Below are 26,670 nucleotides of genomic sequence, written 5' to 3'. Positions count from 1 at the left end.
GGTCTCACACCAACCCTGGAGAGACCGATGAAACCCACCGCCCTGAAAACCCTGCTGCTGTGCGCCGGCCTGGCCACCAGCTCCTTTGCCCTGGCCGCCGCCACCCTGGTGCAGGACGTGCGCGTCTTCGACGGCAAGGCCGTGCACGAACGCCGTTCCGTGCTGTTCGACGGCGCCACCATCCTCGATGCCGATTTCCGCGGCACGCCGCCGCAGGGGGCGCGCATCGTGAGCGGCGCCGGCCGCACCCTGCTGCCCGGCCTGATCGACGCCCACACCCATACCTTCCGCTGGCAGGAGCTGCCGGTGCTGTTCGGCGTGACGACCCAGGTCGACATGTTCACCGACGTGCGCCTGATGAAACAGGCCAAGCAGGAGATGGCGCAGGGCAGCCGCCACGACCACGCCGATCTGTTCTCGGCCGGCACCCTGGTTACCGCGCCGAACGGCCACGGCACCCAGTTCGGCGTACCCATCCCCACGATTACCGGGCCGGAGCAGGCCCAGGCCTTTGTCGACGCCCGCATCGCCGAGGGTTCGGACTTCATCAAGATCGTGATGGGTGGCGGCTACGGCATGCAGTCGATCAGCCTGGTCACGGCGAAGGCGGTGATCGATGCCGCCCACCTGCGCGGCAAGCTGGCCGTGGTCCACATCGGCAACGAAGAGGATGCGCGCGCGGTGCTGGAAGCCGGCGCCGACGGCCTGGTGCACCTGTTCCCTGCATCCTCGGCCGACGCGGAGGGCCTGGCGCGGCTGGCGCGCAGCAAGGGCGCCTTCGTGATCCCGACCTTCACGGTCCTGGAAAGCATGGCGGGCTGGCGCGGCGACGACCTGCTGGCGAACGCCAGCCTGGCCGGCCTGCTCGACAAGGATGCGCAGGCGCCCCTGAAGGCGCGCTACGGCAACAAGGAACGCGCCGAGATGCTGGCCGCACCAAAGGCCGTCACCGCGGCCCTGGTCAAGGCCGGCGTGCCGGTGCTGGCCGGGACCGATGCCGGCAACCCCGGCACCCAGTACGGTGTGAGCATGCACCGCGAACTGAAGGCGCTGGTGGACGCCGGCCTCACGCCGGCGCAGGCGCTGGCGGCGGCCACCAGCGTGCCGGCCCAGGTGTTCAAGCTGGGCAAGCGCGGGCGCATCGAGCAGGGCTACAAGGCCGATTTGCTGCTGGTCGAGGGTAACCCGGCGGCGGACATCCTGGCCACGCGCCGCATCGTCGAGGTCTGGAAGGATGGCGACAGCGCCAACAGCCTGCGCGACAGCCAGCGCCAGCGCGTGGCCAAGGCGGCGCAGGAGACCCGGCCTGGCGGCGGCGGCAAGGCGCTGGCGTTGCCGCCGGATGGCCGCATTAGCCAGTTCAGCACGCAGCGCCTGGCCAGCCCGATCGGCATGGGCTGGAGCGCGTCGACCGACAGTTTTGCGGGCGGCAAATCGACCGTGACGCTGACCCCGGGCCAGGCGCTGGCCGACGGCCAGGTGCCGCTGGCGATCGATGCGAAAGTGGCGCCGGCCCTGCCCTTTGCCTGGGCCGGGCTGGCCTTCATGCCGGGCACGCAGCCGATGGCGTCCGTCGACTTCAGCACCGTGAAAGCGGTGCGCTTCAAGGTGCGCGGCGACGGCAAGGCTTACCAGATGATCGCCATGTCGCAGGGCGTGCAGATCCCGGGTGCGAAGGCCTTTACGGCAGGCCCCGAATGGACCGAGGTGACGGTGCCGCTGCGCGAGCTGAAAGGCATCGATCCGGCCACCTTGACCATGTTAGGATTCAACGCCGGTCCGCAGCCGGGCGACTATCGCTTCGAGATCGTCGACGTGCGCCTGCTGACCCAATAACGATAAGCGACAACAGCGATGAACACGATCAGGCAGGCAGTGGCGGCGTGGTGGGCAAGGCCATGGATTCCGGCCGAGTATGGCAGGCTGCCTTATCTCTGGCTGCTCAGCCTCGGCTACATGTTCTGGAAATACGCCTACGTGCCGCCGGGCGCGCTGGAGGCGGTGCTGCTGGCCGCCACCATCGTGTTCTTCGTCTGGCTGTATTGCGCCAGCTTCTGGGCGCGCGGCTGGCAGATCGGCGCCTGCATGCTGGGCAGCTGCCTGCTCGGCGCCGCCTGGGTGCACTGGAACGCCGGCGCCGCCACCTTCTTCATCTTCGCCTGCACCATGGCGGCCGGCTTCACGGACCTGCGGCGCGCCATCCTGGCCGCCGGCGCCGTGCTGGCGCTGGCCATGCTGGCCTCGCTGCTGGCCGCCTCGGCACAGATGCGCTTCCTGTTCCTGCTGCCCCTGCTCACCGCCGGCCTGCCGGTGACGATCGGCTCGATCATGGATGCGCGCCTGCGCCGCTCGCGCCAGGAACTGCTGCGCAAGCAGGAAGAAGTCGAGCACATGGCCACCATCGCCGAGCGCGAACGCATCTCGCGCGACCTGCACGACCTGCTCGGCCACTCGCTGTCGCTGATCGCGCTGAAGGCCGAACTGGCCGGCAAGCTGGCCGAGCGCAATCCGGACGCGTGCCGGCGCGAGATCGCCGACATCGAAGCCACCGCGCGCCAGGCGCTGGGCGAAGTGCGCAGCGCCGTCAGCGGCTACCGCGAGAGCGGCCTGGCGCATGCTTTGGCAAGCGCGCGCGCCAGCCTGGCCGCGGCGGACGTCGAACTCGACGAACGGGTCGAACGCGTGACGCTGGCGCCGGCCGCCGAACACGTGCTGGCGCTGGCCCTGCGCGAGGCCATCACCAACGTCGTGCGCCATGCCGGCGCGCGCCGCTGCACGCTGTCGCTGGCGCAGGAAGGGGCGAATGCCGTGCTGCGCGTGATGGACGACGGCGCCCGCCTGCGCAATGTGCACGACCTGCGCGACCTGCGCCAGGGGAATGGCCTGAGCGGCATGCAGGAGCGGGCCGCAGCGATTGGCGGCAAGCTGGCGCTGGCCGTCGCGGCCAGCAGCGGCCTGGCGCTGGAGTTACGCGTGCCGGCCGGAGCGGCCGCATGATCCGCATCCTGATCGCCGAAGACCAGGCCATGGTGCGCGGCGCCCTGGCCGCCTTGCTCGGACTGGAGCCGGACATCGAGGTGGTCGCCACCGCCGCCGACGGCGCCGAGGCGCTGGCCCTGTGCGAGCAGCATGCGCCCGACATCGTGCTGACCGATATCGAGATGCCGCGCATGACCGGGCTGGAACTCGCTGCGCAACTGGCAACGCGCGGTGCAGCCAGCCGCGTGATGATCGTCACCACCTTCGGCCGCAGCGGCTACCTGCGGCGCGCGCTGTCGGCCGGCGTGCGCGGCTTTTTGCTGAAGGACGCGCCGGCCGACGCGCTGGCCGCGGCGATCCGCACCGTGCACGCGGGCGGGCGTGCGATCGCGCCCGAGCTCGCGCTGGAAAGCTGGAGCGGCGCCCAGGACCCGCTCACCGAGCGCGAACGGCAGGTGCTGCGCCTGGCGGGTGAGGGCGCCAGCAGCGCCGACATCGCGCGCCAGATCCACCTGTCCGAGGGCACCGTGCGCAACTACCTGTCGGAGGCGATCAGCAAGCTGGGGGCCGGTAACCGGGTCGAGGCCTACCGCCTGGCGCGCGATGCGGGCTGGCTGTGAATGCGCGGCTGGCCGTAAGGACCTAAACCGTTTCTCCGCGTCGGGCGCAGCCATGCGCCATGCATCCTGCCGAGATGGCATCATTTCCCCTCGATGGCAGGGAGGAGTCGCATGGCGTGGTATGAGCAAAGCTGGCTGGCGGTACAGGAAGAATTCTCGGATCTGGGCGAGGTGGAGGACATCACGCGCATCGTGGTGCGCATGCTGGTGGCGATCGTCCTTGGCGGACTGCTGGGCTACGAACGCGAATCGGCCGGCGCCTCGGCCGGCCTGCGCACCCACATGCTGGTGTCGCTCGGATCGGCCCTGTTCGTGCTGATCCCGCTGCAGGCCGGGATGAAGGTCGAGGACCTGTCGCGCGTGCTGCAGGGCGTCACCGCCGGCATCGGCTTCCTTGGCGCCGGCGCCATCCTCAAGCAGCGCGACAAGAACGACATCCGCGGCCTGACCACTGCCGCCAGCGTGTGGCTGACGGCCGCCGTCGGCATCGCGGCCGGCATGGGGCGCGAAGCCACGGCCGTGCTGAGCGCCTTGTTTGCGCTGGTCATCCTGGCCATCCTGCGCGCACCCAGGCGCAGGCCCGTGCGGGAGCGTCCCCAGCAAAAGTGATAGGTAGCAAGCGGGCGCGGCATGCCCGCAAGTTTGCTAGGATGGTCTGCTCGTGGAACGATGGAGGCTCGCATGCCAGACACCAAACGAGCGGACCCCCGGACCAACACGCGCACGGCGGCCCGGGTCGACGATGCCTTGCGCATCCTGCGCCTTGACGGACCCTATCCGGCGTTTGTCTTCATGCAGCTGGCCGGCGTGCCCAGGCACGTGGCGATGCGGCTGCTGTGTTCGCCCGAACGGCATCGCCAGGCGGACCGGCGGCGGGCGCCGAGATAAGCCGTCGTTACGATCGTTTTCTTACCTCGGTGTCTTCCGGCGACACCACCTGCCCATCCATCGCCCGGGGCGCCATGGCATGCAGGGTCTTTCCTGTCCGCTTGTCCACTAGTTCCGAATGGTATTCGCCGTCCGCGAACAAATGCCGTTCGCCCCACTGGCGCAGTGCCACGACCACCGGGAACAGGGACTTGCCCTGCTCGGTCAATACATATTCCTGGTAGGCGCTGCCCCTTGAGGCGGGCCGGGTTGCCAGGATGCCCGCATCCACCAGCCGGCGCAGCCGGTCGGACAGGATGTTGCGCGCCACCCCAAGGCTGCGCTGGAAGTCGCTGAAGCGGCCTACCCCATCGAAGGCGTCGCGCACGATCAGCAGGCTCCAGCGGTCGCCGACCACGTCTACCGAGCGGGCAACCGGGCAGGGCTGCGCTTCCTTCATTGTGCGGCTGTTCATTTCCATACCAGGCTGAATAAATTGGTTGCATTTTAAAACCAATCTGGCTACGCTCCAACTGGTTGTGTTTTGAAACCACTTTGGAGGCACCATGCAAGCCGAAGAAATCACGTCCACCGCCCGGCAAGCCGCGCCGCCGACGCTGCCGCGCAGCACCGTCCTGCTGTTTGCCTGCGCGAGCGGGATGAGTGTCGCGAATGTGTATTACGCGCAGCCGCTGCTCGATGCCGTGGCCGGGGAGTTCGCCATCCCGCAGGCCGCGGTCGGCGCCGTGGTGACCGCCACCCAGGTCGGCTGCGCCCTGGCCCTGGTGCTGCTCGTGCCCCTTGGCGACTTGCTCGAGCGGCGGCGGCTGATGCTGGTGCAGGCACTGCTGCTGGCGGCGGTCCTGGCTTTAACCGGTCTGGCCTGGTCGCCTGCGGCCTTGCTGCTGTCCATGCTGCTCACCGGGGCGCTCGGCACGGCCATGACCCAGGGCCTGATCGCGTATGCCGCCAGTGCCGCTTCCGGGCATGAACGGGGGAGGGTGGTCGGCGCGGCGCAAGGCGGCGTCTTTCTCGGCCTGCTGCTGGCCCGCGTGCTGGCGGGCGCCATCGGCGATATCGGCGGCTGGCGCGGCGTGTATGTGTGCGCGGCGGCGGCCATGCTGGTGCTGGCCCTGCTGCTAGGCGCGAAGTTGCCGCGTCTTGCGCCGCCGCCACGGCGCATGCCGTATCTGCGCCTGATCGGCTCGACCTTCCTGCTGCTGCGCCAGGACCGCGTGCTCCAGGTGCGCGGCGTGCTGGCGCTGCTGATGTTCGCCGCTTTTAATATCTTCTGGAGCGCGATGGTATTGCCGCTGAGCGCAGCGCCGCATCTGTTGTCGCACACGGCGATCGGCGCCTTCGGCCTGGTGGGTGCGGCCGGTGCGCTGGCCGCCGCCTGCGCCGGGCGCTGGGCCGACCAGGGCTACGGGCAAGCCACCACGTTTGGCGCACTGCTGCTGCTGTTGCTTGCCTGGCTGCCCCTGTCCTGGCTGGACAATTCGCTCTGGGCGCTCTGCATCGGCATCCTGCTGCTCGATCTCGGCGGGCAGGCAATCCATGTGACGAACCAGGGCATGATCTTCCGCTCGCACCCAGACCAGCATAGCCGCATGGTCGCTGCCTACATGCTTTTCTATGCCGTTGGCAGCGGCGCCGGCGCCATAACAACTACCGCCATGTATGCAGCCGCCGGCTGGGCGGGTGTCTGCCTGCTCGGCGCCGGCGTGAGCGCGCTGGCGCTGGCGTTCTGGGCCGCTACCGTGCGGCGGATGACGGGCACGCCGTCCGCCGGGCTACCTAGTGCCCCACGCTCTTCGAAAACAGGTTGATCACCAATACGCCCGCAATGATCAACCCCAATCCGATCAGCGCCGGCAGGTCCAGGCTCTGTTTATAGACGACCCAGCTGACGATCGAAATCAGCACGATGCCGACGCCCGACCAGATGGCATACGCGATCCCGGTCGGCAGCACTTTCAGCGAGAAGGTGAGCAGGTAGAACGAGGCCGCATAGCAGACGATGGTCAGCATGCTCGGCCACAGCCGGGTGAAGTTGTCGGTGGCTTTCAGGGCGGTGGTGCCGATCACCTCGACGACGATGGCGAGGGCGAGGAAGAGGTAGCTTTGGGTCAGGGTCATCGTATTCATTCGCAAAAAGAAAAGCGGCCCGCAGGCCGCTTCGGATGAAAACAATACCAGCTTACTGTTCGCGCTGCCAAACCTGGGAGCGGCCGAACATCGGGGCGCCGATGTAGCCGCGTACTTCCAGCTGCTTGCCGCCTTCGCGCAGCGTGGCCTTGCTCTTGTAGACCTTGCCCTTTTTCGGGTCCAGGATTTCGCCGCCGGTGTATTCGTTGCCGTCCTTTTTCAGGCCAGAGACGATGGTCATGCCGACGATAGGCTGGTTCTTGCGCGAGTCTTCGCAAGCCACGCATTTCGGGTTCTGGTCGACGTTCGGTTCCAGGTACAGCTTTTCGATCTTGCCCTGCAGGGCGCCGTTTTCCTCGGTGATGCGCACCAGGGCTTTCGGCTTGCCGGTTTCGTCGTCGATGGTTTTCCACAGGCCGACCGGCGAAGGGCTTTGTGCCCAGGCGGCGGATGTGCACAGCATGGTGGCCAGCAGGCCGGCTTTGATCAGGGTACGCATGTGGGGTCTCCGTTGTTTTGGTGTCGTTGGCCGCAGTGTAGCAAACTGTGCGCGCGAACTGGCGACAAAAACGTTGCCGGATGTTTCAAGCGGCCGATAACGCAAACGCGCACTTTGAAACACATCAATATACGAGTGCTGCTCGTCCATATGCTGGAAGCTGAAACACACATTGTTGCGTATTCTCAACCCCACATCGAGGACATCCCATGAGCCCGCTCATATTCCTAAGACGGCTGGCCGCTGCAGCCCTGTTCATGCTTGGCGCCGGTGCCGCCTCGGCCGCCATCGTCGTGATCGATTTCGACGAGATCGAGGGCATCTACATCGACTCGTACAGCGAGTCCGGCTACACCATCACCTCGCTCGAAACCGGTGTCGGCGGCGGCCACCTGCATCCCGGCAGCGGCAATTTGTGGCTGCACAGCCAGTACGGGTCCTCGCCCTACCAGATCCGGCGCGACGATGGCCTGAACTTCGACGTGCTCGGCTTCGAGTACCTGGGCGGGACCTCGACCTTCATTGCCGACAACGGGGCGACCTTCGATATCGTGGGCGAGGTGCCGCTGACCTATGTCGAGCTGCCGGCCAGCTTCCAGAACGTGAACTACATCAACTGGTACATGACCACGCCCGACCCGGACGATATCTATGGCGAAGACTGGGCGCGCATCGACAATATCGTGACGCGCGTGCCGCCGGTGCCGGAGCCGGCGCATGCGGGGATGCTGGGGCTGGGTCTGGCGGCCCTGGCCTTCGCGCGACGCGCGCGCCGGACATAGGGTTGAAAAACGCGGGGCGAAAAAAAGCGGTATGGCGCCTTGCGCGCGCCATACCGCCTGGACCCGTGCAGACGCTTACGCTGCCTGCAGCTTGGCCAGCTGTTCGCGCATCTTCTCGACCGTTGCCGAGAAGTTTGCGAGGCGTTCCTTTTCCTGCGCGACGACTGCTGCCGGTGCGCGGGCAACGAAGCTTTCGCTAGCCAGCTTGCCGCTGGCCTTGGCGATCTCGCCTTCCAGGCGCGCGATCTCTTTCGACAGGCGCTCGCGTTCGGCGGCGACGTCGATCTCCACCTTCAGCATCAGCTTGGTGGTGCCGACGATCGACACGGCGGCCGGCGATTCCGGCAGGGCGTCGACGATCTGCACTTCGGCGAGTTTACCGAGCGACCCGATGAAGGGCGCGAAGCCGGCCATGTTGGCACGGTCATCCGCATTGCCCGGTTCGACGATCAGCGGCACGCGCACCGACGGCGACAGCTTCATTTCGCCGCGCAGGTTGCGGGTGGCGTTGGTCAAGTCCTTCAGCTGGGCCATCCAGCCTTCGGCGCCTTCGTCGATCAGCGCTTCGTTGGCGATCGGGTAGGGCTGCAGCATGATCGAATCACCGGTCTTGCCGGCCAGCGGCGCGATTGCCTGCCACAGCGCTTCGGTCACGAACGGGATCACCGGATGCGCCAGGCGCAGGATCACTTCCAGCACGCGCAACAGCGTGTGGCGGGTGGCGCGCTGTTGCGCTTCGGTGCCCTGCTGGACCGTGACCTTGGCCACTTCCAGGTACCAGTCGCAGTACTCGTCCCAGACGAACTTGTAGATGGCGGAGGCGATGTTGTCGAAGCGGTAGTCCTCGAAGCCCTTTGCCACCTCAAGCTCGGCGCGGTTCATCAGCGAGATGATCCACTTGTCGGCCTGCGACAGATCGGCCGGATCGGGCTGGCCGGATGGTCGGACCCCGCAGTCCTTGCCTTCGGTGTTCATCATCACGAAGCGCGTCGCGTTCCACAGCTTGTTGCAGAAGTTGCGGTAGCCTTCGGCGCGGCCGAGGTCGAAGTTGATGTTGCGGCCCAAGGACGCGTAGCTGGCCATGGTGAAGCGCACGGCGTCGGTGCCGAACGACGGAATCCCGGTCGGGAATTCCTTGCGCGTGGCCTTGGCGATTTTCTCGGCGGCGCGCGGGTCCATCAGGCCTTGCGTACGCTTGGCTACCAGCGACTCGACGTCGATGCCGTCGATCAGGTCGATCGGGTCGAGGGTATTGCCCTTCGACTTCGACATCTTCTGGCCCTGCGAATCGCGCACCAGGCCGTGCACGTACACGGTCTCGAACGGCACCTTGCCGGTGAAGTGCGCGGTCATCATGACCATGCGCGCCACCCAGAAGAAGATGATGTCGAAGCCGGTGACCAGGACCGAGGACGGCAGGAACATCTTCATGTCCGGCGTTTCTTCCGGCCAGCCCATGGTCGAGAAGGGCACCAGGGCCGACGAGAACCAGGTGTCGAGCACGTCTTCGTCACGGCGCAGTTCGCCGGTGATGCCTTGCGCGGCGGCCTTGGCTTTCGCTTCTTCCTCGTCGCGCGCGACGATGATGTTCCCGGCTTCGTCGAACCAGGCCGGAATGCGGTGGCCCCACCACAGCTGGCGCGAGATGCACCAGTCCTGGATGTTGCCCAGCCACTGGTTGTAGGTCGTGCTCCAGTTCTCGGGCACGAACTTGATCTCGCCGCTGGCGACCTTTTCCAGTGCCACTTCGGTGATCGACTTGCCCGGATTGAAGGTGCCTTCCGGCGCCGGCTTGGTCATGGCGACGAACCACTGGTCGGTCAGCATCGGCTCGATGACGACGCCGGTACGGTCGCCGCGCGGCACCATCAGCTTGTGCGGCTTGACTTGTTCCAGCAGGCCGAGCGCTTCGAGGTCGGCGACGATCTGCTTGCGCGCCTTGAAGCGGTCCAGGCCCTGGTACTGGGCTGGCGCGTTCTCGTTGATCTTGGCGTCGAGCGTCATGATCGTGATCGGCGCCAGGCCCGCGCGCTGGCCGACGGCGTAGTCGTTGAAGTCGTGCGCCGGGGTGATCTTCACGCAGCCGGTGCCGAATTCCTTGTCGACATAGGAGTCGGCGATGATCGGGATTTCGCGGTCCGTCAGCGGCAATTTCAGCATCTTGCCGTGCAGGTGCAGGTAGCGCTCGTCGGTCGGGTCGACCGCCACGGCGACGTCGCCGAGCATGGTTTCAGGACGGGTGGTGGCCACCGTCAGCGTGCCGGAACCGTCGGCCAGCGGGTACTGGATGTACCACATCGAACCGTCTTCCTCGACCGAATCGACTTCCAGGTCGGAGACGGCGGTGCCCAGCACCGGGTCCCAGTTGACCAGGCGCTTGCCGCGGTAGATCAGGCCCTGTTCGTACAGGCGCACGAAGACTTCGGAGACCACTTTCGAGCGCGTCTCGTCCATGGTGAAGTATTCGCGCTGCCAGTCCGGCGAGGCGCCCAGGCGGCGCATCTGGCCGGTGATGGTGTTGCCCGACTTTTCCTTCCACTCCCAGACCTTCTTGATGAATTCCTCGCGGCCAAGGTCGTGGCGCGAGATCTTCTGGGCGTCGAGCTGGCGCTCGACCACGATCTGGGTGGCGATGCCGGCGTGGTCGGTGCCCGGGACCCAGGCGGTGTTATAGCCGCGCATGCGGTAGTAGCGCGTCAGGCCATCCATCACGGTCTGGTTGAACGCATGGCCCATGTGCAGCGTGCCCGTCACGTTCGGCGGCGGCAGCTGGATGCTGAACGATGGTTTGTCGGCGTCGAGGGTGGCGGCGAAGTACCCGCGCTGTTCCCACTCGGCGCGCCAGTATTGCTCGATGTCGGCGGGCTCGAAAGACTTGGCTAATTCCATGATGTGTGGCGGTGTGTTTGGCGAAAAGGGTCATTATAGAGGAGGAGGGCGGCGGTGCGGTCGCGAGCGGTGGGGATTTTCGAGACCGGAATGCGGCGGTACGTGGCGCTGTTGCGTGTGCCTGTATCGGTTTTCATCATCCGCGTGGGCACCCCGTGCCCACGCGGATTCAACCCACCACGAACGCCCCACGCAACAGCGCCACGAACGCCAGCCTACCAGCCCGGAATACCCGCTCAATATTTCTTTGCCAACACCCAATCCACGGGGCTATAATCCGCCCGCTGCCACAAGGCAGCACCGCTAGGGGTCCTGCGCTCAAACGAGCGTGGGTGAGAAATACCCTCTGAACCTGATCTGGATAATGCCAGCGAAGGGAAGCTTCCGAGATACCGGTCGTGCGCCTGCACGCGCCCATCTTCCGCCTCCTTTGCTGGCTCCTCACGCAAAGGAGCCACATGAACGCCCGCCTGCAATTCGACGCCGCCACCGCCCAGGTAGACAGCGCCGCCATCGCCCCCTTCCCGAATTCCACCAAGGTCTTCATCGAAGGCAGCCGCCCCGATATCCGCGTGCCGATGCGCGCCGTCGCGCAAAGCGACACCCCCGCCAGCTTCGGCGGCGAACCGAATCCGCCGGTGTATGTCTACGATACCTCCGGCCCCTACACCGACCCGGCGGCCCAGATCGACATCCGCCGCGGCCTGCCGGCATTGCGCCGCAGCTGGATCGATGAACGCGCCGACACCGAAGAACTCCCCGGCCCAACGTCAACCTATGGCCAGCAACGCCTTGCCGACAAGGACCTCGACGCCCTGCGCTTCGAGCTGACCCGCAAGCCGCGCCGCGCGAAAGACGGCGCGAACGTCACGCAAATGCATTACGCGCGCCGCGGCATCATTACTCCCGAAATGGAATTCATCGCCCTGCGCGAAAACCTGCGCCGCAAGGAATACATCGCCGCGCTGGAAGACAGTGGCCCGATGGGGGCGCGCACCGCCGAATTGCTGGGCCGCCAGCACCCCGGCCAGTCCTTCGGCGCCGCGATCCCGCATGAGATCACGCCCGAATTCGTGCGCGAGGAAGTCGCACGCGGCCGCGCCATCATCCCCTGCAACATCAACCACCCGGAAAGCGAACCGATGATCATCGGCCGCAACTTCCTGGTGAAGATCAACGCGAACATCGGCAACTCGGCCGTGACCTCGTCGATCGGCGAGGAAGTGGAAAAGATGACCTGGGCGATCCGCTGGGGCGCCGACAACGTGATGGACCTCTCGACCGGCAAGCACATCCACGAGACGCGCGAATGGATCATCCGGAACAGCCCGGTCCCGATTGGCACCGTGCCGCTCTACCAGGCCCTGGAAAAGGTGAACGGCAAGGCCGAGGATCTCACCTGGGAGATCTACCGCGACACCCTGATCGAACAGGCCGAGCAGGGCGTCGACTACTTCACTATCCACGCCGGCGTGCGCCTGGCCTACGTGCCGATGACGGCCAAGCGCCTGACCGGCATCGTTTCGCGCGGCGGCTCGATCATGGCCAAGTGGTGCCTGGCGCATCACCGCGAGTCCTTCCTGTACACCCACTTCGAGGACATCTGCGCCATCATGAAGCAGTACGACGTCGCCTTCAGCCTCGGCGACGGCCTGCGCCCCGGCTCGATCTACGACGCCAACGACGAAGCCCAGCTGGCCGAACTCAAGACCCTCGGCGAACTCACGCAGATCGCCTGGAAGCACGACGTACAGGTGATGATCGAAGGCCCCGGCCATGTACCGCTGCACCTGATCCGCGAGAACATGACCCTGCAACTGGAACAGTGCGACGAGGCGCCGTTCTACACCCTCGGGCCGCTGACCACCGACATCGCGCCCGGCTACGACCACATCACCTCCGGCATCGGCGCCGCCCACATCGGCTGGTACGGTACCGCCATGCTGTGCTACGTCACGCCCAAGGAGCACCTCGGCCTGCCCGACAAGAACGACGTCAAGGACGGAATCATCACCTACAAGATCGCCGCGCACGCCGCCGACCTGGCCAAGGGGCACCCCGGTGCGCAGATCCGCGATAACGCCCTGTCGAAGGCGCGCTTCGAGTTCCGCTGGGAAGACCAGTTCAACCTCGGCCTCGACCCGGATAAAGCGCGCTCCTTCCACGACGAGACCCTGCCCAAGGATTCGGCCAAGGTCGCCCACTTCTGCTCGATGTGCGGCCCGCATTTCTGCTCGATGAAGATCACGCAGGAGGTGCGCGAGTACGCCGCCACCAACGGTGTCAACGAGGACAAGGCGCTGGCCCAGGGCATGCAGGAAAAGGCGATCGAGTTCGTGCGCGGCGGCGCCAAGCTGTACCGCGAGGTCTGAATGGTGGACATCGAACTGAATGGAGAACCGCGCCAGGTGCGGACCGGCGAGTCGCTGGCCGGCCTGGTGCGCCAGCTAGGCATCGGCCAGCAGGCCGTAGCGCTGGCCGTGAACCGGCAAGTGGTGCCGCGCCAGCAGTGGAACGAACGCCTGCTGCAACAGCAGGACCGGGTAGACATCGTGCGCGCCATCGGTGGCGGCTGAAAGGACACACATGAACAATGACTTCCTTACCATTGCAGGCAAGCAGTACCGCTCGCGCCTGCTGGTCGGCAGCGGCAAGTACCGCGACTTGAACGAGACCCGCGAAGCCACGCTGGCTGCCGAGGCCGAGATCGTGACCGTGGCGATCCGCCGCGTGAACATCGGCCAGGACCCGAACGCGCCCAGCCTGCTCGACGTGCTGCCGCCGAAAGACTTCACCATCCTGCCGAATACGGCCGGCTGCTACAACGCGCAGGATGCCGTCTACACGCTGCAAATGGCGCGCGAGCTGCTGGACGGGCACAAGCTGGTGAAACTCGAAGTGCTGGGCGACGAGAAGACCCTGTTTCCGCACATGCCGGAAACCCTGAAGGCGGCGGAGACCCTGGTGCGCGACGGCTTCGACGTCATGGTCTACTGCAGCGACGATCCGATCCAGGCCCGTATCCTGCAGGAGATCGGCTGCGTGGCGGTGATGCCGCTGGCCTCGCTGATCGGCTCCGGCATGGGCATCCTGAACCCCTGGAACCTGTCGCTCATCATCGAAGAGGCAAGCGTCCCCGTGCTGGTCGATGCCGGCGTCGGCACCGCGTCGGACGCGGCAATCGCCATGGAACTTGGATGCGACGGTGTGCTGATGAACACGGCAATTGCCGCCGCGCGCGAACCGGTGCGCATGGCGCGTGCGATGAAGCTGGCGGTGCAGGCTGGGCGCGAAGCGTATCTCGCGGGACGCATGCCGAGGCGCTTCGCCGCCTCGCCGTCCTCGCCGCGCGAAGGGCGCTTCACGTGAGCCCTGGGGCCGTGCCGGCCGTGCTGGTCTTCGCCGGGCTCGACCCCAGCGGCGGCGCCGGCCTGGCGGCCGACGTGCTGGCGATTGCCGCGCAGGGCGCGCACGCGCTGCCGGTGGCCACTGCGCTCACCGTGCAGGACAACAACCGCGTGCATGCCGTGCGGGCGGTCGACGCCGCCTTCGTGCTGGCCCAGGCGCAGGCGCTGATCGACAGCGTCGATATCCGCGCCGTGAAACTCGGCATACCGGGCAGCCGCGCGAATGCACGCGCAATTGCCGGCCTGCTGCGCGCATTGCGGGCACGCGATCCGCAATTGCCCATCGTGCTCGACCCGGTACTCGCCAGCGGCCACGGCGATGCGCTGGCCGAAGACGACCCGGTCGGCATCGTGAACGAACTGCTGCCGCTGGCCACGATCGCGCTGCCGAATGAGCCGGAGGCAAGCGCGGTGGGCGACTTCCCTTGCGCACACCTGCTGCTCACCGGCGGCCACGGCGAAGGAAGCGTGGTCGAGAACCGCTGGTACACGCACGGTCAGCTGGTGCGGCGATGGCGCTGGGCGCGCCTGCCCGGCGCATTCCACGGCAGCGGCTGCACGCTGGCGGCAAGCCTGGCCGGCCGCCTGGCGCATGGCGAAACCATGGCGGCTGCCCTTGGCGCGGCCCAGGCCTACTGCCACGACGCGCTCGCGCGCGCTTTCGCCATCGCCCCGGGCCAGCGCATTCCGCGCCGTTTTCTTCTACCCATCGTCTAAAGGATAGCCACATGCGAGGCCTGTATCTCGTTACTCCCAACTGGAACGACACCGAACGCCTGCTGGCCGCCACCGAAGCGGCCCTGCGCGGCGGTGCGGCGCTGGTGCAGTACCGCCACAAGGATGCCGATGCGGTGCTGCGGATCGAACAGGCGACGGCGCTGCTGGCGCTGTGCCGCCGCCATGGCACGCCGCTGGTCATCAACGACCACCTCGACCTGTGCATGCATCTCGACGCCGACGGCGTGCATGTAGGCGGCACCGACATCGCGGTCGACCACGCGCGGCGCCTGCTCGGCGCGGACAAGATCGTCGGCGCCTCCTGCTACGGCGAGCTGGCGCTGGCGCGCGCGGCGCAGGCGGCCGGCGCCAGTTACGCGGCGTTCGGCGGCTTCTATCCGTCGCCGGTGAAAAAATACACGTTCGTCACCGAACCGGCGCTGCTGACCGAGGCGCGCGCGGAGCTGGCGCTGCCGCTCGTCGTCATCGGCGGCATGACGCCCGCGAACGCGGCGCCGCTGGTGGCACGCGGGGCGGATATGGTGGCGGCGATCACCAGTGTCTATGCCGAGGCCGATCCGGAAAGCGCGGCGCGGCGCTTTTCCATGCTGTTCGCAGGAAGAGCAGAATAAGCGGCTTGTCAGGTCGACCGAACATCTATACTTGTGTCACCCAGGTTTGAAGAGCCCTGGCTGTTCAGGAAACTGCCGATCGTGTCGCAGTACGTGCCAAGAAAGGGCGCCCCAAATGCAATGGTCACAATTGAGAAAGCAACTCGGGGATCGCCTTGCCCCTGGCCTGGGCAACAGGCTCGACCTGAACCAGACCCGCTACCGCCATTCCCACGACCAGGAAGGCGAGTTCTGGATGAGCTTTGACAAGGAAAGAATCTTCAGCGCAGGTTCCATGACCTATTTGTCCATGCTGGCAACAACAGCGCGCGCGGCAAACGATCGTGGCGCAAGTTGGGCAGCGGCGTACGACCAGGCCTGGCCGATCATGGAAGCGAGCGGCCACATGCTCCTCGAGAAAATCAACAAGGACTTGCTGGCCAGTCTCAGCATGGCGGTCGAGGACATGCTCGGGCATGCCAACCCGGTGATCCGTGCATTGGCCTTGGCTGACAAACGCTTCGGCAAGCGCCGCCTCGCCGTCTTCGATGCGGCAGGCGAGCATCCGCTGGTCCTGCGCGTCTTCCAACTGCGTTGCCAGGCCGAAGGATTAAAGCCTACCATCCCCGCATCAGACGAAGCAGGAAGGGAAGCATGCGCATTGAAGCCATCAAACAGGACAGTTCCCAACGTATCGCGTTGATTTACCAGGCCTTGCCGCCACCCGTCATCGACGGCCTGCGCAAGGACCCCAAGCCCGGCGGCTATTCCGACAGCGGCGCCGACATCGCCTTTGCCCTGCGCCAGGCCGGCTACGACATCGTGACGCCGCAAGCCGATCCCGATCCGGCCGACGCCTTTGCCTGGGTCTTCCCCGACACGCGGGAAGGCCTGCTGGCCGCCACCGAAGCAGGTGCGGAGATCATCTGGGCCAACACCGTCCTGTTCGCGGGCCACCCGATCGAAGCCTTCCTGGCCAGCCACTTCATCGTCGGCCAGCCGCCCGAACGCCAACAGGCAGTCGACGACAAATTCGCCACCAACGCGCTTCTGCACGCGGCAGGCTTGCCGGTGGCGCGCTCGCTCATGGTGGCGCAAGAGGAGAGCGCCGATGCGATCGCGCTGTCCGCGCTGTCGCCTGCCGTCCTGGGCGAACAAGGGCTGGCGTTTCCGCTGGTGGTCAAGCCGGTGCGCGGCCGCGGCAGCCAGGGCGTATCGCGGGTAGCGGATTGGCCGGCGCTGACCGGCGCCTTGGCGGCTTTGTTCGAGGATGCCCTGTTCGGCGACCGCGCAATCGTCGAACAGTACCTGGCAGGCGAAGAATTGACCCTGACGGTATTGCCGGCGCAGGCGGGCGAGGGCGGCCAGCCGCTGGTGCTGCCGCCGGTGCGGCGCTTCAACCACGCCGACGGCATTGCTCCCTACAACGGCACGGTGGCCGTCACCGCCAACAGTGCCGCCTTGACGCCTGATGAGTGCGCGGCGCAGCCGGTCCGGCGGCTGGTGCAGGCCTGTGCGGACACCTTTGTCCGGATCGGCGCACAGGCCGCGATCCGCATCGATTGCCGCGCCAACGAACAGGGCGACTACCTGATCTTCGACGTCAACATGAAGCCGAACATGACCGGCGCCGGGCGGCCCGGCCGCGACGACCAGGACAGCCTGTCGGCCATTGCCGCGCGTGCGCTCGGCTGGTCGTATGCGGACCTGCTCGCGCACATGCTGGCCGGGGCCTGGCGCAACCGCTGATCCCCGCCAGTGCTCCATTCGTCATGGCAGGCCGGCGCTTCGTCGGATTACAGATGCAGGCGGCGCAGCGCTGCGGCATTGTCGGGTTTTCAAGAAAGGAAACCGACATGAACACGAGATGGATGGTGGCGGCCTGCCTGCTGGCGGCCGGTAGCGGCGCATGGGCTGCCGACAAGGCGCCGGCACAGCGTCAACTCGAAGCCGAGATCGCGGCCGCCGATGCGCGCCTGTTCGCGCGACTGAACCAGCGCGACATCGCGCCGATGAAAGCCGGATTCAGCAAACGCCTCGAGTTCTATCACGACCGCACCGGCCTCACCGGCTACGCCGAGAACATCGCCGCCTTCGAGCAGAACTTCAGGGCGCCGAACCAGATCCGGCGCGACGCCATGCCCGAGACGGTCGAGGTCTTCCCGGCCGGTCCGAACCACGCCATGCACATCGGCCAGCACCGCTTCTGCAACCAGCCCTCGCCGGCGGAAAAGGAAGAATGCAGCATCTACCGCTTTTCCATGGTGTGGGAACGCGAGGACGGTCAATGGAAACTGTTGCGGGTGCTGAGCTACGGTCATTGACCGAAACGTTGGCACGGAGGCCACTCTTAGTTGCACGGGCGAGACAGCAAACCAGCGGGCCGCGCATTCCTTGTTTATTGCTGCAAAGCAAAAATATATAATGCCCCGGACTCTTCTTACTTCTCTGGACCGCAAATGGACAATACCTTGATGAACGATGGCGTGCTCGAGGCCCTGGCTTTCAAGCTTGGCAACGAAGAATACGGCATCAAGATCCTGAAAGTGCAGGAAATCCGCGGCTACGAGTCGGTGACCCGCATCGCCAGCGCGCCCGAGCACGTCAAGGGCGTGGTCAACCTGCGCGGCACCATCGTGCCGATCGTCGACATGCGCATCAAGTTCAACCTGGGTACGCCGACCTACAACCAGTTCACCGTCGTCATCATCCTGAACATCCAGGACCGCGTGGTCGGCATGGTGGTCGATTCGGTGTCGGACGTGATTTCGCTGACCGCCGAGCAGATCAAGCCGGCCCCGGACATGGGCGGCGCGCTGAACACCGATTACCTGATCGGCCTGGGCACGGTCGACGAGCGCATGATCATCCTGGTCGACATCGACCGCCTGATGTCGTCCGAGGAAATGGGCGTCATCGACAGCATCGCATCCTGACCCGGCGCCGGAGCACACGATGAAACAGATGAAGGTGGGAACCCGCCTGGCGCTGGGCTTTGCGCTGGTACTGGCCATGCTGGTGGCCGTGATCGTCCTCGGCATCAGCAAGCTCGGCGCGCTCAACGAAGGCACCCGGCTGATGGCACTTGATGCGTACCCGAAGGTGGTGCTGGCGCAGAGCCTGGCCGACCGCATCAACCGCACCGCGCGCACCGTGCGCGACGTGCTGCTGGTGAACGATCCGGAAGCGAACAAGAAGAATTTCACGGCCCTGGCCACCGCGCGCAAGGAATCCGACGAGATGTTCGGCAAGCTGGGCACGCTGATCAGGTCGGAGAAGGGCGTCCAGAACCTGCAGGTGTACAAGGCCGCGTATGTGGAATACATCGCGGCGATGGACGAGGTGCTCAAGCTCCATGCCGCCGGCGACCGCGATGCCGCCACCGCCTACCTGATGGGCCCCGCGCGCAAGCTGCAAAGCGCGGTCTTCATCGCCTCGAACGAGGTGATCGAGCACCAGGGCGGCACCATGCAGACCACCTATGAAGCGGCCGAAGAAACCTATGTCACCGGCCGCAATGCGATGCTGATCCTGGGTGCGCTGGCGCTGGTGGCCGGCATCGTGGCTGCCACCGTGATCACGCGCCGCCTGCTGAAACAGCTCGGCGGCGAGCCGGCCTACGCGGCCGAGGTCGCGGGCCAGATCGCGGCCGGCAACCTGGCTGCCGAGATCCACACCGGCGCCAGCGATCGCAGCAGCCTGCTGTATGCGATGAAGACCATGCGCGACAGCCTGGCCGGCATCGTCAGCCAGGTGCGCAGCAGCACCGAGACGATTGCCACCGCCTCGGCCCAGATCAATGCCGGCAACCAGGACCTGTCCAGCCGCACCGAGCAGCAGGCGTCCTCGCTCGAAGAAACCGCGTCCTCGATGGAAGAGCTGACCTCGACCGTGCGCCAGAACGCCGACAACGCGCGCCAGGCGAACGGCCTGAGTGCGGCAGCATCCAACGTGGCCGTGCGCGGCGGCGACGTCGTGGCGCAGGTGGTCGAGACCATGGGTGCGATCAATGAGTCCTCGCGCAAGGTGGTCGACATCATCGGCGTCATCGACAGCATCGCCTTCCAGACCAACATCCTGGCCCTGAACGCGGCGGTGGAAGCGGCGCGTGCCGGCGAGCAGGGGCGCGGCTTCGCGGTCGTGGCCTCCGAAGTGCGCAACCTGGCCCAGCGTTCGGCCGGCGCCGCCAAGGAGATCAAGGAACTGATCGGCGCCTCGGTCGAGCGGGTCGACGCCGGCAGCGCGCTGGTGGCGCAGGCCGGATCGACGATGCAGGAAGTGGTCGAGAGCGTGCGCCGCGTGACCGACGTGGTGTCCGAGATCAGTGCGGCCACGTCCGAGCAGAGCCAGGGCATCGAGCAGGTGAACGGTGCCATCGCCCAGATGGACGAAGTAACCCAGCAGAATTCGGCCCTGGTCGAAGAAGCGGCGGCTGCCGCCGAGTCGATGCAGGACCAGGCCGCAAGGCTGGCCGAGCTGGTAGCCGTGTTCCGCCTGGCCGAAGGGCAAGGCGTGGCTGCCGTGCCGGTGCGCCCGGCCGTATCGAAGCTGCCGGCCCCGGCGCCAGTCAAACGCCCACCCGCCGCCCGGCCGCAAGCGCCTGTGCGCAAGGAGCCTGTGGCCAGCGGCAGCGACTGGGAAGAGTTCTGACCCCATCCGTGCAGCATGCCAGACCCGCCCGCGAGGCGGGTTTTTTGTGGGCATCGCCATCGGATCGTGCCAGCATCTTGCCGCGCTTTGCTTACAATAGGCGCACCTCGACCCTGACCGAACAAGAACGATGCGCCTGCTCCGCATGCTTGCCCATACCCGGCGCCACCCGTCCGCCATCCTGCTGATGGCGCAACTGCTGGGTATGGCGCTGTATCCCTTCCTCGAACGCACCCAATTCGGCCACTTCGCCTTCAATGCCTTCGGCATCGTCATCCTCACCTTCACCACCAACATGGTGCGCCGCACGCCGGGCCACACCTGGATCAGCGCCACACTCGCCGTTCCGATCATCGCGCTGCTGTCGGCACAGATGCTGTTCGGTCTCGCCTACCTGCAGCCCTGGTCATCGGGCCTGGAAGCGTTTTTCTATTTCTACGCGGCCGGCAGCCTGATCGCCTACATGCTGGAAGACCGCAAGGTCACGCGCGACGAGCTGTTCGCCGCCGGGGCCACCTTTACCTTGCTGGCCTGGGGCTTTACCCACCTCTACATCGTGGTGCAGGCGCTGGTGCCGGGCTCGTTTGCCTCGGCGGTGAACGGCGATTTGCCGCGCACCTGGACCGAGCTGAACTACCTGAGCTTCGCGCTGCTGTCGAGCACCGGCATCGGCGACGTGATTCCGATTACCGTGCATGCGCGCGCAATCACGAGCATCGAAATGTTCGTCGGCGTGATGTACCTGGCCTCGGTGGTGGCGCGCCTGATCGGGCTGACGATGCAGCCTTCGTCCAAATAGGGCAGGGCGCGGCAAGCTTCGCGCCGGCTTGGTATGATGGCAAAATTCTTTTTCTTACATAGGAAGCACGCATGAAAACCAAGGCAGCGATTGCATGGAAAGCGGGTCAGCCGCTGACGATCGAGGAAGTCGAACTCGACGGCCCACGCGCGGGCGAGGTACTGGTCGAAGTCAAGGCGACCGGCATCTGCCATACCGACTACTACACCCTGTCCGGCGCCGATCCGGAAGGCCTGTTCCCTGCCATCCTCGGCCATGAAGGCGCGGGCGTGGTGGTCGACGTCGGCCCGGGCGTCACCAGCGTCAAGAAGGACGACCATGTCATTCCGCTGTACACGCCGGAATGCCGCCAGTGCAAGTTCTGCCTGTCGCAAAAGACCAACCTGTGCCAGGCGATCCGCTCGACCCAGGGCCGCGGCCTGATGCCCGACGCCACCTCGCGCTTCTCGCTCGACGGCAAGCCGATCTACCACTACATGGGCACCTCGACCTTCTCGAACTACATCGTGGTTCCGGAAATCGCGTTGGCCAAGGTGCGCAACGACGCGCCGTTCGACAAGATCTGCTACATCGGCTGCGGCGTGACCACCGGTATCGGTGCCGTGATCTTCACGGCCAAGGTGGAAGCGGGCGCCAACGTGGTCGTGTTCGGCCTGGGCGGCATCGGTCTGAACGTGATCCAGGCGGCCAAGATGGTCGGCGCCGACAAGATCATCGGTGTCGATTTGAACCCGGCGCGCGAAGAAATGGCGCGCAAGTTCGGCATGACCCACTTCATCAACCCGACCCAGGTGGAAAACGTGGTCGACGCCATCGTCCAGCTGACCGACGGCGGCGCGGATTACAGTTTTGAATGCATCGGCAACGTGAATACCATGCGCCAGGCGCTGGAGTGCTGCCACAAGGGCTGGGGCCAGTCGATCATTATCGGCGTGGCCGAAGCCGGCGCCGAGATCTCGACCCGTCCGTTCCAGCTGGTGACCGGCCGCGAGTGGAAGGGTTCGGCCTTCGGCGGCGCCCGCGGCCGTACCGACGTGCCGAAGATCGTCGACTGGTACATGGAAAACAAGATCAACATCGACGACCTGATCACCCACCACCTGCCGCTGGACCGCATCAACGAGGGCTTCGATTTGATGAAGTCGGGCGAGTCGATCCGCTCGGTCGTGGTGTACTGATTCCGCTGTAGTTCAGCTGTAATTCTGTCGCCTGTTCCGCGAAAGCGACCGTTCGTCGCAGAATGCGGGCAGGCGCCAGCCGCCTGTTCTACTCTTTCTCCATCGACAATCCATTCATGGAGAAAGACATGCCCACCTCCCGTTTCGCTCCCCGTTCCCTGACTCGTCCGCTGCTGCTGGCCGTGCTGGCCGGCGCCTGCGCGCTGCCCCTGCTGCCGGCCCATGCGCTGGGCGGCGACAACGACGTGACGATCAGCCGCACCATGACCGTCCGCGACGGCGGCGAACCGTTTGCGCTGGTACGCGACGGCGGCAACGTCATCACGGGCAATGACGCCGACCAGAAACGCGTCAAGGAACTGAAGCGCAGTGTGAAGGGCGATTTCCTGTGGTTCCGCGACGGCGGCAAGGAATACATCGTGCAGGACCCGGCTGCCCTGCAGCGCATGGACGCGGCCTGGGCGCCGATGAAGGAACTGGGCGCCCAGATGGGCCAGCATGGCGCCGAGATGGGCCGCCAGGGCGGTTCGATGGGCTCGCTCGGCGCGAAGATGGCGCTGGCTGCAGTGACCTTCAATGCCGACAAGATGGAAGCGATCGGCAAGCAGATGGAAGACGCGGGCAAGCCGATGGAAGCGACCGGCAAGAAGATGGAAGCGGTCGGGAAGAAGATGGAAGGGGTGCAGAAGGAGGCCGAACGCACGGCGCGTGGCGTGATTGCCGAGTCGCTGCGCAATGGAACGGCGAAGCCGGTAGCGACACGCGGCTGATTTGTCTGCTGAATGAAAAAGGCCGGGATGCTTGTGCATCGCCGGTCTTTTTTTCGGCCTAGGGCTTCGTTCGATGTGGTCGTGGATGCTTGCGCATCCCGATCATTTTTTTGGCTTGCGGCTTGAACCGTACCCGTACGGTGGGCACCCCGTGCCCACGCGGTTACGTGCGTGTGATTGCACCCATGGCCGTAGATTGTCGCTCGCGAATTCTGTCACGGACGACACGGCATGCACGGGTTTCGTCCGTCTCATGTTTCGCGAGCGAGTCGGAGCCGCGAGAGGTGCAAGGAAACGCACGTAACCGCGTGGGCACGGGGTGCCCACCGTACGGTTGAGGCCGCCGCAAATAACAATGGCCGGGAGCGCAAGCACCCGGCCATGTAAATTACATCGCTATACGGCTTACTTGCGCATCGCCGGCACAAACTCCTCCATCACCGCCTTGCGCAACAGGCTTGGCGGCACCAGCCCCTGGGCCAGCACGAAGTCGTTGAATTTCTGGCGATTGAACTTGTCGCCCAGCGTTACCTCGGCCGCCTGGCGCGTTTCCATCAAACGCTGGTAGCCGTAGAAGTAAGACGTCGCCTGGCCCGGCGCGCGGAAGGTGTAGCGCTGCATTTCCTGGGTCGCCATACCCTCCGACAAACCGACATCCGACATCAGGAAGGCCTTCACGCCCTCGGGGGTAATCTCGCCCAGGTTCACCATCGGATCGAGGAAGGCGCGGGCGGCGCGCATGGCGCGGGCCTGCAGGGCGAACAACTGGCCGTCGAGCGGCTCGTAAGGCTGCATTTCCGCTTCCGCATACAGGGCCCAGCCCTCCACGTTGACGCTGTTGAAGGCAAACACCGCGCGCGCCGTCGAGACGCCGGTCTCGATCATCTTGGCAAATTGCAGTTCATGGCCCGGACGTGCTTCGTGCGCCGTGATCGACCAGGTCCCGGCTTCGTGGGTAAAGTCGTCGAACACCATGGTCTTGCCCGAAGCGTCAGGCGGCATGCCCGTGGTCAGCACGAATTCGCCGTATTCGCCGGTGTTGCCGATCAGGCGCGGTGGGCTCATGTGCGGGGCCGGCTGCTGGGCGTTCTCGGCGGCGGTGGCCAGGCGGATCACGGCCTTGCGCTGGGGCAGGGTCACGATCTGCTGCTCGCGTGCGGCTTTTTCGAGCGATGCCAGGCGCTGGGCGTAGATCGGCATCACTTTATCGAGCGGAATTTGGTCTTTCTTCAACTGCAGCATCACGGCGCGGTAGTCGGCATCCTTGAAGCCGCGTTCCTTGGCGATCAGGCCGGCCGTGATCTGCATCTGGTTGCGGATCTCGGCGAACGAGGTCAGCGACTTGGCGATCAGTTCCTGCGGGCTGATGTCGACGCCGAACTCGCGCAGGTTGTTGGCGTACACCTCGGCCGGCAGGCGATGGTCCGTACGGGCACGTGGCAGCAGCTCGGCCTTCAGGCGCGCGTTGTAGGCGGTGAGCTGTTGTTCCAGCGTACCGAAACTCTTCTCCCAGCCTTGCAGGCCGCTCTTGGCCAGCAGGTCGCGCATGCCCTTGATCAGGGTCGGGGCATCGTTCAGCGACTGCTCGATTTCGCCTTTGTACGGACCGAGCAGATTCTTGTTGGCTTTCAGGCGCTCCTGCAGGCGCTCGTGCGCCAGGTCGGTGACCGGGCGGTAACCCTTGGCCAGGCCGGCGTACTTCTCCAGGCGCACCAGCAGGGTCTGCTGGCGTTCCTTCGGGATGCGCGGGTCGAGCGTGGCGCGCATCACGCCGAACATCATCCCGGTCAGGTCGATGAAGGGCATGAAGTACTTGCGGTCGAGGGCGGCGGTGCGGATCTGGTCGTTGGCCTTGTTGATCAGGATTTCCAGGTCCTGCTTCACCTTCGGATCGGACTCGGCTTTCAGGCGCTTCTGGTATTCGGCAATAGCGGCGCGCAGGTCCTTGTTGGTGGCCTCGAACTGGTCGCGCGACATGTCGGTGATCTGTTCATCGTAGCCTTCCACGCCCAGGTTGCTGGCGCCTTCCGGCGAATACTTGGCCAGCACGTTCAACAAGACCTTGGCGTTGTCGTTGCTCTTGGTGACCCATGCCGGTTCGGCAGCGAAGGCGGCGGCAGGGAAGGCGAGGGCGGCAGCGACCAGGCTGCTCAGGACGGTACGGACCAGCGGACGGGTAGACAACGTTTACTCCTTTTGACGGTTGGACTCGAATGCATTGCACAGTGCACCAGGCGGCATGCGCATGCCATGCCCGCCAGTATGCCTGCATACACCATTTCATTGCTCATATGCATGTGCAAAAAAACGAAATGTTGTCTGTTGCACAAATACGTCGTGTACTCAATCGAACATAGCAAAAATGCACAACTCCGTATAATCGTCCTGATCACGGCCTGCCCCTGGCAGCCGCGTCCAACAGCTGGGGCCGCTAGTTTTCCTTGTTGAGCGGCAAGCCAGGCGAATAACAACATGCGGACGCCGGGGTCAATACCGCCGTAAGAGATGGCACATAAACATTTAGGAAAGCAAATGACAAAGAATATCGCCATTGTCGGCGCAGGGTTCTCCGGAGCCGTCATCGCCAACCAGCTCGCTGCAGCCGGCCACAAAGTCACCATCTTCGAATCGCGTCCCCATATCGCGGGCAACTGCCACTCGGAACGCGATGCCGAAACCGGCGTCATGGTGCACGTGTACGGCCCCCACATCTTCCATACCGATAACGAACGCGCCTGGGAATTCGTGAACCGCTACGCCGAGTTCAAGCCCTACGTGAACCGCGTCAAGGCCATCACCAACAAGCAGGTGTTCACCCTGCCGATCAACCTGCTGACCATCAATCAGTTCTTCGGCAAGACCCTGCGTCCGAAGGAAGCCCAGGAATTCCTGGCCGAGCTGGGCGACAAGACCATCGAAGACCCGCAAACCTTCGAAGACCAGGCCCTGCGCTTCGTCGGCCGCGATCTGTACGAAGCCTTCTTCAAGACCTATACCGTCAAGCAATGGGGCCTGCAGCCGTCGGAACTCCCGGCCAGCATCCTGAAGCGCCTGCCGGTGCGTTTCAACTACGACGACAACTACTTCAACCACAAGTACCAGGGCATGCCGGCCGAAGGCTACACCGCGCTGGTGGAAAACATCCTGAAGGTCGATAACGTTACCGTGCACCTGAACACCCGCTTCGACCCGGCCCAGAAATCGGAATACGACCACGTGTTCTACAGCGGCCCGATCGACGCCTGGTTCGGCCATGTGGAAGGCCGCCTGCCTTACCGCACCCTGGACTTCGAAATGTTCCGCGACACCGGCGACTACCAGGGCAATGCCGTCGTCAATTATTGCGACGACGAACAGCCTTACACCCGCATCACCGAGCACAAGCACTTTTCGCCGTGGGAGCAGCACGAAGGCACGGTCCTGTACAAGGAATTCAGCCGCCAGTGCGGCGAAAACGACATTCCCTACTATCCGATCCGCATGGCGCGCGACAAGGAACAGCTCGAACGCTACGTCAAGCTGGCGCAGAACGAGCCGAACGTCACCTTCGTCGGCCGCCTGGGCACCTACCGTTACCTCGACATGGACGTCACCATCAACGAAGCGCTGATCACGTCCGACAAGTTCCTGGAAACGGCGAACGGCAACGGCAAGATGCCGGCCTTCGTGATCGATCCGCTGGCCTGACAAGGGCAACAGCCGGCCTTGTTCGCCGGCTGGAAAAGCATCGATGAAGCCGCTGCCTGCATGGGCA

26 protein-coding genes and 1 riboswitch are annotated in these 26,670 nt (G+C 65.3%); of the genes, 21 read left to right on the top strand and 5 right to left on the bottom strand.

All coding sequences use genetic code 11. The features are described from left to right. Positions 1–27: 27 nt before the first annotated feature. From ACWYRN_RS04415 to ACWYRN_RS04395, 5 genes are all read left to right on the top strand, one after another. The gene (locus ACWYRN_RS04415) at positions 28–1,836 is read left to right on the top strand and encodes a CIA30 family protein (protein WP_488691325.1); all 1,809 of its coding nucleotides are present in this window, start codon (positions 28–30) and stop codon (positions 1,834–1,836) included. A gap of 18 nt (positions 1,837–1,854) precedes the next feature. Further along, positions 1,855–2,997: a sensor histidine kinase gene (locus ACWYRN_RS04410; protein ID WP_488691324.1), complete on the top strand. Its 1,143-nt coding sequence runs from the start codon at positions 1,855–1,857 to the stop codon at positions 2,995–2,997. Beyond that, on the top strand, positions 2,994–3,599 hold the full coding sequence (locus ACWYRN_RS04405) for a response regulator transcription factor (protein WP_229438140.1): 606 nt from the start codon (positions 2,994–2,996) through the stop codon (positions 3,597–3,599). The genes ACWYRN_RS04410 and ACWYRN_RS04405 overlap by 4 nt, the downstream gene beginning before the upstream one ends. A 111-nt stretch (positions 3,600–3,710) precedes the next feature. After that, entirely contained in the window at positions 3,711–4,208 is a 498-nt protein-coding gene (locus ACWYRN_RS04400; RefSeq protein WP_488691323.1) for an MgtC/SapB family protein, read from the top strand. A 72-nt stretch (positions 4,209–4,280) separates the two neighbouring features. Further along, complete coding sequence (locus ACWYRN_RS04395) at positions 4,281–4,487, top strand: hypothetical protein (protein WP_229438138.1); 207 nt, start codon at positions 4,281–4,283, stop codon at positions 4,485–4,487. A gap of 7 nt (positions 4,488–4,494) precedes the next feature. On the opposite strand, the gene ACWYRN_RS04390 is transcribed toward ACWYRN_RS04395, so the two are convergent. Next, entirely contained in the window at positions 4,495–4,941 is a 447-nt protein-coding gene (locus ACWYRN_RS04390; RefSeq protein WP_488691322.1) for a winged helix-turn-helix transcriptional regulator, read from the bottom strand. Positions 4,942–5,032: 91 nt separating this feature from the next. Between ACWYRN_RS04390 and ACWYRN_RS04385 the strand changes: the two genes are divergently transcribed. Then, entirely contained in the window at positions 5,033–6,295 is a 1,263-nt protein-coding gene (locus ACWYRN_RS04385; RefSeq protein WP_488691321.1) for an MFS transporter, read from the top strand. Here ACWYRN_RS04385 and ACWYRN_RS04380 read toward each other — a convergent pair. Together ACWYRN_RS04380 and ACWYRN_RS04375 are read right to left on the bottom strand one after the other, a co-directional pair. After that, positions 6,264–6,605: an SMR family transporter gene (locus tag ACWYRN_RS04380; protein WP_229438135.1), complete on the bottom strand. Its 342-nt coding sequence runs from the start codon at positions 6,603–6,605 to the stop codon at positions 6,264–6,266. The genes ACWYRN_RS04385 and ACWYRN_RS04380 overlap by 32 nt on opposite strands. Positions 6,606–6,666: 61 nt before the next feature. Further along, positions 6,667–7,113, bottom strand: a complete 447-nt coding sequence (locus ACWYRN_RS04375; RefSeq protein WP_488691320.1) for a DUF2147 domain-containing protein — start codon at positions 7,111–7,113, stop codon at positions 6,667–6,669. A gap of 209 nt (positions 7,114–7,322) precedes the next feature. On the opposite strand from ACWYRN_RS04375, the gene ACWYRN_RS04370 reads away from it, so the two are divergent. Next, positions 7,323–7,895 carry a PEP-CTERM sorting domain-containing protein gene (locus ACWYRN_RS04370; RefSeq protein WP_488691319.1) on the top strand — a complete coding sequence of 191 codons (573 nt, stop codon included), beginning with the start codon at positions 7,323–7,325 and terminating at the stop codon, positions 7,893–7,895. Positions 7,896–7,970: 75 nt separating this feature from the next. On the opposite strand, the gene ACWYRN_RS04365 is transcribed toward ACWYRN_RS04370, so the two are convergent. Further along, the gene (locus tag ACWYRN_RS04365; protein ID WP_488691318.1) at positions 7,971–10,784 is read right to left on the bottom strand and encodes a valine--tRNA ligase; all 2,814 of its coding nucleotides are present in this window, start codon (positions 10,782–10,784) and stop codon (positions 7,971–7,973) included. A gap of 295 nt (positions 10,785–11,079) precedes the next feature. After that, positions 11,080–11,180, top strand: a riboswitch (TPP riboswitch). A gap of 62 nt (positions 11,181–11,242) precedes the next feature. On the opposite strand from ACWYRN_RS04365, the gene thiC reads away from it, so the two are divergent. From thiC to ACWYRN_RS04300, 13 genes are all read left to right on the top strand, one after another. Beyond that, the gene (gene thiC / locus ACWYRN_RS04360; protein ID WP_488691317.1) at positions 11,243–13,156 is read left to right on the top strand and encodes a phosphomethylpyrimidine synthase ThiC; all 1,914 of its coding nucleotides are present in this window, start codon (positions 11,243–11,245) and stop codon (positions 13,154–13,156) included. Then, positions 13,157–13,360: a sulfur carrier protein ThiS gene (thiS, locus tag ACWYRN_RS04355; protein WP_488691316.1), complete on the top strand. Its 204-nt coding sequence runs from the start codon at positions 13,157–13,159 to the stop codon at positions 13,358–13,360. 10 nt (positions 13,361–13,370) lie between these two features. Continuing rightward, positions 13,371–14,153 (top strand): thiazole synthase, encoded by a 783-nt coding sequence (locus tag ACWYRN_RS04350; protein ID WP_488691314.1) that lies wholly within the window; start codon positions 13,371–13,373, stop codon positions 14,151–14,153. Further along, a complete protein-coding gene (gene thiD, locus ACWYRN_RS04345; protein WP_488691313.1) occupies positions 14,150–14,908 on the top strand; it encodes a bifunctional hydroxymethylpyrimidine kinase/phosphomethylpyrimidine kinase in 759 nt (252 codons plus the stop codon). Before ACWYRN_RS04350 ends, thiD begins: the two co-directional genes overlap by 4 nt. Positions 14,909–14,919: 11 nt before the next feature. Further along, positions 14,920–15,540 (top strand): thiamine phosphate synthase, encoded by a 621-nt coding sequence (gene thiE, locus ACWYRN_RS04340; RefSeq protein WP_488691312.1) that lies wholly within the window; start codon positions 14,920–14,922, stop codon positions 15,538–15,540. 115 nt (positions 15,541–15,655) lie between these two features. Next, positions 15,656–16,222, top strand: coding sequence for an SF0329 family protein (locus tag ACWYRN_RS04335; RefSeq protein ID WP_488691311.1), 567 nt, complete (start codon positions 15,656–15,658; stop codon positions 16,220–16,222). Further along, on the top strand, positions 16,174–17,268 hold the full coding sequence (locus ACWYRN_RS04330; RefSeq protein WP_488691310.1) for a D-alanine--D-alanine ligase family protein: 1,095 nt from the start codon (positions 16,174–16,176) through the stop codon (positions 17,266–17,268). Before ACWYRN_RS04335 ends, ACWYRN_RS04330 begins: the two co-directional genes overlap by 49 nt. A gap of 107 nt (positions 17,269–17,375) precedes the next feature. Continuing rightward, entirely contained in the window at positions 17,376–17,843 is a 468-nt protein-coding gene (locus tag ACWYRN_RS04325) for a nuclear transport factor 2 family protein (RefSeq protein WP_488691309.1), read from the top strand. Between the two features lie 135 nt (positions 17,844–17,978). Next, positions 17,979–18,455, top strand: coding sequence for a chemotaxis protein CheW (locus ACWYRN_RS04320; RefSeq protein WP_290424926.1), 477 nt, complete (start codon positions 17,979–17,981; stop codon positions 18,453–18,455). A 19-nt stretch (positions 18,456–18,474) separates the two neighbouring features. Then, positions 18,475–20,169: a methyl-accepting chemotaxis protein gene (locus ACWYRN_RS04315; RefSeq protein ID WP_488691307.1), complete on the top strand. Its 1,695-nt coding sequence runs from the start codon at positions 18,475–18,477 to the stop codon at positions 20,167–20,169. Between the two features lie 130 nt (positions 20,170–20,299). After that, the gene (locus ACWYRN_RS04310; protein ID WP_488691306.1) at positions 20,300–20,968 is read left to right on the top strand and encodes an ion channel; all 669 of its coding nucleotides are present in this window, start codon (positions 20,300–20,302) and stop codon (positions 20,966–20,968) included. A 71-nt stretch (positions 20,969–21,039) separates the two neighbouring features. After that, entirely contained in the window at positions 21,040–22,146 is a 1,107-nt protein-coding gene (locus ACWYRN_RS04305) for an S-(hydroxymethyl)glutathione dehydrogenase/class III alcohol dehydrogenase (protein ID WP_488691305.1), read from the top strand. A gap of 128 nt (positions 22,147–22,274) precedes the next feature. Continuing rightward, positions 22,275–22,916, top strand: coding sequence for a YggN family protein (locus ACWYRN_RS04300; protein ID WP_488691304.1), 642 nt, complete (start codon positions 22,275–22,277; stop codon positions 22,914–22,916). A 405-nt stretch (positions 22,917–23,321) separates the two neighbouring features. On the opposite strand, the gene ACWYRN_RS04295 is transcribed toward ACWYRN_RS04300, so the two are convergent. Next, entirely contained in the window at positions 23,322–25,100 is a 1,779-nt protein-coding gene (locus ACWYRN_RS04295) for a DUF885 domain-containing protein (protein WP_488691303.1), read from the bottom strand. A gap of 348 nt (positions 25,101–25,448) precedes the next feature. Between ACWYRN_RS04295 and glf the strand changes: the two genes are divergently transcribed. Next, on the top strand, positions 25,449–26,603 hold the full coding sequence (gene glf, locus ACWYRN_RS04290) for a UDP-galactopyranose mutase (protein WP_488691302.1): 1,155 nt from the start codon (positions 25,449–25,451) through the stop codon (positions 26,601–26,603). Positions 26,604–26,670: the final 67 nt, after the last annotated feature.

The sequence above is a fragment of the Massilia sp. BAP21 genome (assembly GCF_057801335.1).
This window is presented reverse-complemented; position numbering and strand designations above follow the sequence as displayed.

Bases quoted from the DNA above. Each gene is read 5' to 3' on its own strand.
- ACWYRN_RS04415 (WP_488691325.1), top strand. From the start codon at position 28: ATGAAACCCACCGCCCTGAAAACCCTGCTGCTGTGCGCCGGCCTGGCC.
- ACWYRN_RS04410 (WP_488691324.1), top strand. From the start codon at position 1,855: ATGAACACGATCAGGCAGGCAGTGGCGGCGTGGTGGGCAAGGCCATGG.
- ACWYRN_RS04405 (WP_229438140.1), top strand. From the start codon at position 2,994: ATGATCCGCATCCTGATCGCCGAAGACCAGGCCATGGTGCGCGGCGCC.
- ACWYRN_RS04400 (WP_488691323.1), top strand. From the start codon at position 3,711: ATGGCGTGGTATGAGCAAAGCTGGCTGGCGGTACAGGAAGAATTCTCG.
- ACWYRN_RS04395 (WP_229438138.1), top strand. From the start codon at position 4,281: ATGCCAGACACCAAACGAGCGGACCCCCGGACCAACACGCGCACGGCG.
- ACWYRN_RS04390 (WP_488691322.1), bottom strand. From the start codon at position 4,941: ATGAACAGCCGCACAATGAAGGAAGCGCAGCCCTGCCCGGTTGCCCGC.
- ACWYRN_RS04385 (WP_488691321.1), top strand. From the start codon at position 5,033: ATGCAAGCCGAAGAAATCACGTCCACCGCCCGGCAAGCCGCGCCGCCG.
- ACWYRN_RS04380 (WP_229438135.1), bottom strand. From the start codon at position 6,605: ATGACCCTGACCCAAAGCTACCTCTTCCTCGCCCTCGCCATCGTCGTC.
- ACWYRN_RS04375 (WP_488691320.1), bottom strand. From the start codon at position 7,113: ATGCGTACCCTGATCAAAGCCGGCCTGCTGGCCACCATGCTGTGCACA.
- ACWYRN_RS04370 (WP_488691319.1), top strand. From the start codon at position 7,323: ATGAGCCCGCTCATATTCCTAAGACGGCTGGCCGCTGCAGCCCTGTTC.
- ACWYRN_RS04365 (WP_488691318.1), bottom strand. From the start codon at position 10,784: ATGGAATTAGCCAAGTCTTTCGAGCCCGCCGACATCGAGCAATACTGG.
- thiC (WP_488691317.1), top strand. From the start codon at position 11,243: ATGAACGCCCGCCTGCAATTCGACGCCGCCACCGCCCAGGTAGACAGC.
- thiS (WP_488691316.1), top strand. From the start codon at position 13,157: ATGGTGGACATCGAACTGAATGGAGAACCGCGCCAGGTGCGGACCGGC.
- ACWYRN_RS04350 (WP_488691314.1), top strand. From the start codon at position 13,371: ATGAACAATGACTTCCTTACCATTGCAGGCAAGCAGTACCGCTCGCGC.
- thiE (WP_488691312.1), top strand. From the start codon at position 14,920: ATGCGAGGCCTGTATCTCGTTACTCCCAACTGGAACGACACCGAACGC.
- ACWYRN_RS04335 (WP_488691311.1), top strand. From the start codon at position 15,656: ATGCAATGGTCACAATTGAGAAAGCAACTCGGGGATCGCCTTGCCCCT.
- ACWYRN_RS04330 (WP_488691310.1), top strand. From the start codon at position 16,174: ATGCGCATTGAAGCCATCAAACAGGACAGTTCCCAACGTATCGCGTTG.
- ACWYRN_RS04325 (WP_488691309.1), top strand. From the start codon at position 17,376: ATGAACACGAGATGGATGGTGGCGGCCTGCCTGCTGGCGGCCGGTAGC.
- ACWYRN_RS04320 (WP_290424926.1), top strand. From the start codon at position 17,979: ATGGACAATACCTTGATGAACGATGGCGTGCTCGAGGCCCTGGCTTTC.
- ACWYRN_RS04315 (WP_488691307.1), top strand. From the start codon at position 18,475: ATGAAACAGATGAAGGTGGGAACCCGCCTGGCGCTGGGCTTTGCGCTG.
- ACWYRN_RS04310 (WP_488691306.1), top strand. From the start codon at position 20,300: ATGCGCCTGCTCCGCATGCTTGCCCATACCCGGCGCCACCCGTCCGCC.
- ACWYRN_RS04305 (WP_488691305.1), top strand. From the start codon at position 21,040: ATGAAAACCAAGGCAGCGATTGCATGGAAAGCGGGTCAGCCGCTGACG.
- ACWYRN_RS04300 (WP_488691304.1), top strand. From the start codon at position 22,275: ATGCCCACCTCCCGTTTCGCTCCCCGTTCCCTGACTCGTCCGCTGCTG.
- glf (WP_488691302.1), top strand. From the start codon at position 25,449: ATGACAAAGAATATCGCCATTGTCGGCGCAGGGTTCTCCGGAGCCGTC.